10 protein-coding genes are annotated in these 9,396 nt (G+C 30.5%); 8 read left to right on the top strand and 2 right to left on the bottom strand.

What is annotated here, in order from left to right:
- Positions 1-285 precede the first annotated feature (285 nt).
- The 8 genes from BUB47_RS09145 to BUB47_RS09110 all read left to right on the top strand — a co-directional run bounded on the left by BUB47_RS09145 (position 286) and on the right by BUB47_RS09110 (position 6,407).
- Positions 286-795: a dihydrofolate reductase family protein gene (locus BUB47_RS09145; RefSeq protein WP_073185615.1), complete on the top strand. Its 510-nt coding sequence runs from the start codon at positions 286-288 to the stop codon at positions 793-795.
- Between the two features lie 197 nt (positions 796-992).
- Positions 993-2,201 carry a peptidase T gene (gene pepT, locus BUB47_RS09140; RefSeq protein WP_073185613.1) on the top strand — a complete coding sequence of 403 codons (1,209 nt, stop codon included), beginning with the start codon at positions 993-995 and terminating at the stop codon, positions 2,199-2,201.
- Positions 2,202-2,337: 136 nt separating this feature from the next.
- The gene (locus BUB47_RS09135; RefSeq protein WP_073185612.1) at positions 2,338-2,712 is read left to right on the top strand and encodes a GntR family transcriptional regulator; all 375 of its coding nucleotides are present in this window, start codon (positions 2,338-2,340) and stop codon (positions 2,710-2,712) included.
- A gap of 1 nt (position 2,713) precedes the next feature.
- Positions 2,714-3,559 (top strand): ABC transporter ATP-binding protein, encoded by an 846-nt coding sequence (locus BUB47_RS09130; RefSeq protein ID WP_073185610.1) that lies wholly within the window; start codon positions 2,714-2,716, stop codon positions 3,557-3,559.
- Positions 3,556-4,200 (top strand): ABC-2 transporter permease, encoded by a 645-nt coding sequence (locus tag BUB47_RS09125; RefSeq protein ID WP_073185608.1) that lies wholly within the window; start codon positions 3,556-3,558, stop codon positions 4,198-4,200. The genes BUB47_RS09130 and BUB47_RS09125 overlap by 4 nt, the downstream gene beginning before the upstream one ends.
- Before the next feature lie 4 nt (positions 4,201-4,204).
- Positions 4,205-4,840, top strand: coding sequence for an ABC-2 transporter permease (locus tag BUB47_RS09120; protein ID WP_073185606.1), 636 nt, complete (start codon positions 4,205-4,207; stop codon positions 4,838-4,840).
- Positions 4,841-4,867: 27 nt separating this feature from the next.
- Positions 4,868-5,578, top strand: coding sequence for an ABC-2 transporter permease (locus tag BUB47_RS09115; protein ID WP_073185604.1), 711 nt, complete (start codon positions 4,868-4,870; stop codon positions 5,576-5,578).
- A 139-nt stretch (positions 5,579-5,717) separates the two neighbouring features.
- Positions 5,718-6,407 (top strand): CPBP family intramembrane glutamic endopeptidase, encoded by a 690-nt coding sequence (locus BUB47_RS09110; RefSeq protein WP_073185603.1) that lies wholly within the window; start codon positions 5,718-5,720, stop codon positions 6,405-6,407.
- 89 nt (positions 6,408-6,496) lie between these two features.
- Here the strand turns inward: BUB47_RS09110 and BUB47_RS09105 are convergent, their stop codons facing one another.
- Positions 6,497-7,921: a YfcC family protein gene (locus tag BUB47_RS09105; RefSeq protein ID WP_073185601.1), complete on the bottom strand. Its 1,425-nt coding sequence runs from the start codon at positions 7,919-7,921 to the stop codon at positions 6,497-6,499.
- Between the two features lie 18 nt (positions 7,922-7,939).
- A complete protein-coding gene (locus tag BUB47_RS09100; RefSeq protein ID WP_073185599.1) occupies positions 7,940-9,382 on the bottom strand; it encodes an amidohydrolase in 1,443 nt (480 codons plus the stop codon).
- Positions 9,383-9,396: the final 14 nt, after the last annotated feature.

Here is a 9,396-nt window from a genome sequence, read left to right as displayed (position 1 = left end):
ATAGAACTACAGTAGAATGTAAATCAAATTCTCACAGCTGTAACTGTAGCATTCGCAGCTTTAACCTTAATAGAACTACAGTAGAATGTAAATATGGGTCGAGCAATGATGATGGTTACCTCTGTATTTGCCTTTAATAGAACTAAAGTAGAATGTAAAGTTTCCAACAATGTTCATATACATATTTTCTTTATCTCCTTTAATAGAACTAAAGTAGAATAGAAATACTATTTAAATATTACATTTTAAAATGTAATATTTGATATAATTATAAAGAGGTGAGTTATGAGTGTTTATTTTTATGGCTGTGTGACAATTGACGGGTTTCTTGCAGATAAAAACCACAATTTAGATTGGTTAAATGATACAGGTTCAATTGAAGATACAGGATTTGAAGAGTTCTACAGAGATGTTGATATTACAATAATGGGAAAGAAAACTTACGGTGAGATTGCCAAGTTTTCTAATTTAAATGAAATGTATCCAACCAGCAAAAATTATGTGTTTACACATTCGAAAAATTTAGAAAGTAGCTATATTCCAATATCCTGTGATGTAGTTGAATTTGTCGAAAGTATTGAAAGAGAAAAAAATATATGGGTCGTTGGCGGAAATCAAGTGTTGGCACCTCTGCTAAATAAAAATATGATAGATAAAATGATTATACAAGTAGCTCCGGTGCTCTTGGGAGATGGAATTCCATTGTTTACACAAGAAGAAGTATTAAAGAGGTTTTTTCTTGAAGAAGTAAATAAATATGGACAATTTGCAGAATTAGTATACAGCAAAATATAAAATAGAATTTGAAATAATTAAGAGCTGCCTAGGTGGCTTTTTTTATAAAGAAAAATTATATAAATCAGCATTTTAAATAAAAATCATATTAAAGTTTATGTGAAATAAAATTTATAAAATAAAAATCAAATGTTTTAACTGTAGGGGTATAATAGCTTTAGCAGATGTATTTTATAAATATTTTATGGAGGTATTATATGGATATAGTAGAGAGATTTAAAAGGTACATAAGTGTAGAAACTACTTCAGATGAAAATAGTGATACAGTGCCCAGTTCAAAAATACAACTTGATTTGGCGAAGATAGTTGCAGAAGATATGAAAGCAATTGGACTTGAAGATGTAATTTTTGATAATAAGGGATATGTCTATGGAACACTAAAGTCAAATATAGATAAAAAAGTTCCAACTATAGGATTTATAGCGCATTTTGACACATCACCGGATATGAGCGGGAAAAATGTAAGTCCCCAGCAATTTGTGTATAGTGGCGGAGATATAAAATTAAATAAAGAGTATGCAATTACAGTAAAGGACTTTCCATTTTTAAAAGAATTAGTAGGTAAGGAAATAATAACTACAGACGGAACTACACTTTTAGGTGCAGATGATAAGGCCGGCATTGCTGAAATTTTAGATGCAATGAAATATTTAATAGACCATGATGAAATTAAACATGGTGATGTAAAAATAGGATTTACACCTGATGAAGAAATTGGAAGAGGGGCAGACTACTTTGATGTAGAGGGTTTTAATGCAGATTTCGCATATACTGTTGATGGTGGTCCTCTGGGAGAATTAGAATATGAAAATTTTAATGCCGCTTCAGCAAAAATAGAAATTAAAGGACAAAATGTCCACCCTGGAACGGCAAAAAATACAATGATAAACTCTATAAAAATAGCAATGGAGTTGGAAAATATGTTGCCGATAAATGAAAAACCTGAGTACACAGAAAATTATGAAGGATTTTTCTTACTAAATGGAATTATGGGTGAAGTTGAAAATACAAAAATGTCCTACATTATTAGAGATCACTCTATGGAAAAATTTGAAGAAAAGAAGGAATTATTAGAGGAAGTAGTTAATTTTTTAAATGTAAAATATGACAATAGAGTAAATTTAAAGCTGGAAGATACTTATTACAACATGAGAGAGAAAATAGAACCTCATATGGAAATTGTAGATTTGGCAAAAAATTCCATGATTGAACTTGGAATAGAGCCGATAATCAAACCCATTAGAGGCGGAACTGATGGTGCGAGACTTTCTTATATGGGACTTCCAACTCCAAATATTTTTGCGGGAGGATATAACTTTCATGGAAGGTATGAGATGGTGCCTGTGGAATCTATGGAGTTGGTATCAAAGCTAATTGTAAAAATAATAGAAAATAATGCAAAATAATTAAAATTTAATATTGTAAATAGAACTTCTTCAGTTGTAAATTGAGGAAGTTTTTTTATTTGTGTTTAAATAGTATTGACAAATATATACACCGAGTATATACTGTGTACATACAGTATATACAGTAGGTGAAAAAATGAATATAATTATATCAAACTCGAGTGATGTACCAATTTATGAGCAAATCAAAGCTCAAATAAAAAATATGATAATGACGGGAGAACTAAAGAGTGGAGATGCTCTTCCCGGAATGAGAAGCTTGGCAAAGGATTTAAAGGTCTCTGTAATAACAACGAAGAGAGCTTATAATGACCTGGAGTCAGAGGGATTTATATACACTTCTCAGGGAAAGGGCTCTTTTGTATCGACGATGAATAGTGAAATTGTCAAAGAAGAAAATTTAAAGTTGATAGAAGAAGAATTAAGTGATGCTGTTAAATTATCTTATGCAGCGGGGATTTCTTTAGATGAACTAATAGAAATTTTAAGTTTAATTTATAGAGGTGAGTAGTGTGAATGCAATTGAAATAAAAAATTTATGTAAGAGCTACGGAGATTTTAGTTTAGATAATGTTTCCTTTAATGTAGAACAGGGTTCAATAATGGGGCTTATTGGAGAGAATGGTTCAGGAAAGACTACAATTATTAAATCAATACTCTCAATTATTAAACACGATGGAGAGATAAGTGTACTCGGTGGGGAAATTGATGAAGATATAAAACAGAAAATAGGAGTTGTATTTGACGATGCTTTTATAAGTAACTATTTAACTGTTAAAGAAGTAGGGAAAGTACTGTCTGGAATTTATAAAAATTGGGACATGGAATACTACAACTATTTGTTAGGAGAGTTTAAACTACCTGAAGACAAAATGATAAAGAACTTTTCAAAAGGTATGGTAGTTAAGATAAAAATAGCTTGTGCACTTTCCAGCAGACCTAAACTTTTAATACTGGATGAGCCAACTTCAGGGCTTGATCCCGTAATTAGAGATGAGATACTGGATATATTTTATGACTTTATTGAAGACGAAGAGCATACTATTTTAATATCTTCACATATTACTTCCGACCTTGAAAAAATTGCCGACTACATTACCTTTATTGACAATGGAAAAGTTCTACTTTCAAAGGGAAAAGATGAACTTATAGAAGACTATGGAGTGTTAAAGTGTAGTGAGGAAGATTTAAAAACTGTAGACAAAGCCTATATAGAAAGAGTTAGAAGAGAGAAGTACAGTGTTGAGGCTCTAATAAATAACAAAGATAAATTTAAGAGTAACTATCCAAATTTAATAGTAGACAGAGTAAATATTGATGAGATAATGGTATTTTATATAAAGGGTGTGATTATGTGAAATCACTGGTTTTAAAAGATATATATCTATTAAAAAGTAATAAAAAGATTTTATTAATGCCAATTGTTTTTGCATTAATTCCAATTATACTAAATATTTTAAATATTGAAATTAGTCTATTTTCTAAAAATATTTTTAGTAGTGTGGCAATAATGATGATATTTATGACTGTTTATAATTCTCTTTCATTTGACGATGAGAGTAAGTTTTTAGACTATGTTAGAGCAATGCCTTTAAAATTAGATGACTATGTAAGGGGAAAGTACATATTTTCCCTAATAGTATATGTATTTATGTTTTTGATTTTAATGCTTATAAATTTAGGAAATATGAATTTAACGTCAAATATATATGCATCTTTAATTCAATGTGGAATTATGAGTATACTGGGTTCAACTATTTTAATGTTAATATTTAAATTTGGAATTAAAAATATATCGCAGATTGTATTTATATTATACTTTGGTCTAATACTACTTTATACATTTGGAGATATGACAGGAATTGTAAATATAAATATTGGAGCTATGTTTCAAAGTTTTAATACATTAATTTTAGTTGGGGTTTTAATTTTAAGTGTAGTAGCTTACTTTTTAATGCAGAAGATGTCAGTTAAAATTTTAAAGGCTAATGAGGGGTGATTATATGATTAAGGCACTTCTATATAAGGACTATAGGGGAATGGTGAATTCTTTAAAGGGAAGTAAAATATACTATCTATTTTTAGCATTAATATATGTGGCATTTTTAGTATTTAGTGATGTGTCTCAAGCTACTATGATACTTAATATATTTTTATTTACTTTGTTAATAACATCTTTTAATCTAGATGTTGATTCGAATTGCGAAGCTTATCTATCGGCAAGTCCTGTACTAAAAAATACAGTGGTGAGTTCTAAATTTATGATTCTATTTATTTCAGGAATGTTGGCACTACTAATAAATTCAATAGTTTTTATAATTGTAAAAAATTTACGAGGATATGTAATGGACGACTATATTGGAGTTCTAGCTTCACAACTTGCAATAAGTGCTATATACAGTATTTATATTCCAATAATATTTAAGTATGGAAATAAAAAGAGCATGATTCCATTTTTGCTTACAATAGGAGTTGTAGTTGGAGCTTTTGTATTTATAATTTTTGCAATAAGAAAAATATTTCCGAGTTTTGCGCCAAGTGATATATTTATTATGTTGGGTTTAGTGGGATTATTAGCAGGAGTGTTAGTAATTTCTTATATGGTAGCAATAAGAGTTTTAAAGAATAAAGAATATTAGATTAATGGTTTCGAGAGAAGGGTTTAAATGATTAAGTCGCTTTTGTATAAAGATATTAGGGTTTATATAAATGGAATGAAAAATAGTTATAAAAAAATGAAAACATATAATATTTTTATAAATGTATTCTACTTATTCTTAATGTTGACCGGAATACTGATTGGAAAGTTAAATGGCAATTTATCTATATTTATTATAGTACTGAATCTGTTTATGTTTTCAATTTTAACGGCGACTTTTAATATGGATCAAGAGCTAAATGCAGAAAGATATTTAGCGACTACACCGATTTCAAGTCTAAAAGTGGTATCTTCTAAATTTATATTATTGTTATTAATTAGTATTTTTAACTTAACAGTAGATACTATAGTATTTTTTATTTTAAAGAGCGGCGAAGGTTATGCGTTTTTTGATTATGTGATAAGTGTATTACTTTTACAAATGATTGTGACTTTAATATATTCAATTGAAATTCCTCTAATATATAAATTTGGAGTGCAAAGATATTTGTTGCCCTTTTTACTCTCAGGAATTGGCTTAATTATAATAATTGCTTTAATAATATTTGCTGTGTTAAAGTTGTTTCCAAAATTGATAAAAATTGACACTTTGGTTTTTGCAGGAACCGGAAAATTTATAGGATATATTTTACTTTTAACAGCTATATTATCTTTTTTAATAATTTTGTTGGGAATTTATATACTGTCAGTGCGTATATTAAAAAATAAAGAGTATTAGGTTGAAATTTTAAATATTTAAAATAGCGATAGGTTAATTGTGAATCTGTCGCTATTTTTATGTTTTTTATAAATAATAGTTAATAACAGCTAATTGTAGAATTTAATTTAATCAGTTATACTAAACTGGAGGTGAAAATATGAGTGAAGAGTTAATAGAGAGTAGTGATTATACAGATTTTCCTTTTAAAGACACTTCCAATTTAAAGTGGTTTTTCTCTATAGTAGTTTTGTTATTTGGATTTTCAGTTACTTTTTTAAGTACTTTAATAAGTAATATTGTAGTATTACTGGTATTTTTTATGGGGACTTGTTTTTTAAGTTTGTTTATATTAGATAGACATTTTTTTAAAAAGATATTCAGACCTTTAAAGTCTAAGGACTTATCAAGTATAATTACCACACTTATTTTGACATATGTAGTGGCTATATTTATTTTATCAAATGTAAATATTGAAATGAATGAAAATCCAATAGTAGATTTAATTACAAAGGACAATATTTTAATTATTTTTATAACTAGTATAGTTCAGCTTTTAGGGGAGGAAATACTATTTGTAGTTCCGTTTTTATTTGTGTTTAATAAGTTTGAGGCCAAGTCAAATAGAAATATTGCCATACTTGTGGCGTGGATTGTAAGTTCACTATTTTTTGGAATACTGCACCTTCCCACTTACTCATATAATTTAGTACAGAGCTTAGTAGTAATCGGAGGAGTCAGATTTATATTGTCTCTTAGTTATATTTGGACAAAAAACTTGACTGTAACTTATATAGTCCATGTACTATATGATTGGATTATAATTTTTTTATCAGTATTTTTAATATAGTTTATAAAATAAAAAGATGTAGAAAAAATTCTACATCTTTTTTTGTATGTGCATTTATTTTATAAAATAATATTTTTATATTTTAAAGATTAAAATGGTCCATAATTTATTTTAACTGCAATAAACAAGAAGATAAGTATATATACTAGTAGTATTAGCATTAGAGGCAGTATAAATTTATACCATTTTTTTAGAGGCACGTTGGCCATACTTAAGAACATAAGTAGTGTTCCATAAGTAAACCATGCCATGTTAGTAAGTCCATCTCCAAATTGGTAAGCAAGAGTTGCTGTTTGTCTTGTAATGCCAACTAAGTCAGCTAATGGAATTATAAGAGGCATAAGTGCAACTGCTTTTCCGGAACCGGATGGTACTAGGCCATTTAAAAGCGAAACAACTATGAAAATTCCTATAGCTGAAGCAAATGGAGACCAACCTGAAATTAATTCTGCAAGTCCGTGAATAATTGGATCAATAGTTCCACCGGTTTCTAGCATCCATTGAACGCCTCTTGCAACTCCGACTATCATTGCTCCGCCCATAGAACCTTTAATTCCTACCATCATGGTATCAATAGCATTGTTAACGCCCATTCTATTTACAACTGCTACAATTATTCCACAAACTAAAAAGCTTGCAGTCATATCATTAATATTCCAATCCAATTTTAACATTCCGTACATTACTACTACGAAAGTAACTAAAAGAGAAAGAAGTGATAATTTTTGAGCTGTACTCATTAATTTGTTTTCAAACTGAGAAAAGTCAATTTGAAATTTACTGATATCAACTTCTTTTGTAAGAGAGAGTTCAGGATTTTTTTTAACTTTGCTTGCATATCTTGTAGTATATAAAATAGCAGTTAATACAAATACAAAGTAAACAATAAATCTGAATTCTATTCCAGAAAACATTGGAAGTTCAGCTACATCATGTGCTATACCAACAGTATACACATTCGTTGGACCTACAGCAAAGGACACAAGTAGTCCTAAAATAACAACAGCTCCTGCAGTCATTGCATCATATCCAAGTGAAATTATTATAGGTACTACTATTGGAACAAAGGGAATAGCTGCCTCAACCCAGCCAAGGAACCCTCCAAGAATTGAGAAGAATATCATAAATATCCAAAGAATTAAGTTGCTGCCTTTATTTCCAACAACTTGAATGATTTTATGTATACCCATTCCAAGAGAGCCAGTTGCATTTAATAATTCAATTACTCCACCAACTAAGAGTATGAGAAATACTACATTTCCGGAGCCTATTAATCCATAGGGAATAGCTCTGAAGAAGTCCAGGAAGGACACCGGAGTTTTTTCGACAATATGATAACTAGTAGGGTCAAGAACGGTTCTGTCGTTTATTATCTCCCTATCATAGGCACCCGGGCTTACTACAAAACTCAACAGCCCTGCAAATATAATTACACAAAATAATAGCATATAGGGATTGAGATTACCACGCTGTTTCTTTTTTAAAGGGGATTCATTTTTCGTATTATTAGTCATGATTTTTACCTCCTAAATTTATGGTTCAACTTTTGGGTTGCGAAGTTTTACTTCATCAGGAAGTGGTGTTTTATATTTTCCAACTTCTGAGAATAATTCTTCTTGAGCTTTTTTTATAGTGTCAGGGTCTTGCATTGCTTTTATAGCTGTAAGAGCAAGCGCTCCTACTGTTGCGTCTAGACCTTTTTTAGCTATGGAAGTATTGGCTTGGGCAGCCATTTGCCATGAGTGAAGAGGTGTTCCTATTGCAGATGTAGCCATAAACATCTGAGCTGTAGGAGTATAGTGACTTAACTCACCAACATCGGAAGTTATTACTTCAATTTCTTCAAATTCTCCACTATAAGGTCTCATTTCTGTAGTCAAACCCTTATTTAGCATTTCAGCTGCTTTTTCTTTTCCAAAGAATTTTTCTGTATTTTTAATTCCTGCATTTCTGGTTTCGTCGTCAAAGGTTTTAAAATAGTTTGAGGCAATTTCAAAATCTTCTTCGTCAAACTCAGCAACTCCATATTCTAATATTGACTCATACAGTACTTTAGAAAGAGTGCGATTTGGAAGATAATCTGCTATTGCTGCTTTTAAGTCAACTTCAACTTGGGTTTGCGTCATAAGAGCAGCACCTTTTGCGATATCAATAATTCTCTTATAAATTTCTGTGGAGTCTTCAATTTTAGGACTCCTCATAAAATAGTAAATACTTGCAGTAGGTTGTACTACATTTGGAGCATTTCCACCTACGTCTAAATAAGCATAGTGGACTCTTGCTTCAGGAATAATGTGTTCTCTTAAATAATTCACACCTACATTCATAAGTTCTACGGCATCTAGCGCTGAACGTCCAAGATGAGGAGCTGCAGCAGCATGAGATGACTTACCTTTAAAATTAAATACTGCAATAGTATTTGCCAGAGAACCTCCACCCCAAATTCTATTTGCAGATTCAGGATGCCATGTCAATGCAAAATCTAAATCATCAAAATAGCCATCACGTCCCAAAAAAGTTTTACAGGCATCTCTTTCTTCAGAAGGAGTTCCAAGTAGTTTTATGGTTCCCTTTAGATTATACTTATCCATATAGTCTTTAAGTACTAATGCAGTTCCAACAACTCCACTTCCAAGTAAGTTATGGCCACAGGCATGTCCGGCAGCACCTTCCTCTACAGGACATTTCTCATATGTATCTGATCTTTGGCTAAGCCCTGGGAGTGCATCATATTCACAGGAAAGTCCTACAACCGGTTTTCCACTTCCATAAGATGCGAAGAAAGCTGTGTCTATTCCGCCAACTTTATCTTCAATGTTAAAACCGGCTTCTGATAAGATTGATTTTATTTTGTCAGAAGATTTGTACTCTAATAGACCGATTTCGGGATTGTTCCATAAAAAATCAGCAAGTTCCTCATATTTGTCCTTGTTTAATTCTACTAATTTTTTAATTTCACTAACTAAATTATTCATTTTTACCTCCTACT

The organism is Anaerosphaera aminiphila DSM 21120 (assembly GCF_900129925.1).
Classification (GTDB): Bacteria; Bacillota; Clostridia; order Tissierellales; family Peptoniphilaceae; genus Anaerosphaera; species Anaerosphaera aminiphila.
Note: the sequence above shows the minus strand (reverse complement) of the source record. Positions and strands in the feature narration are given on the sequence as shown.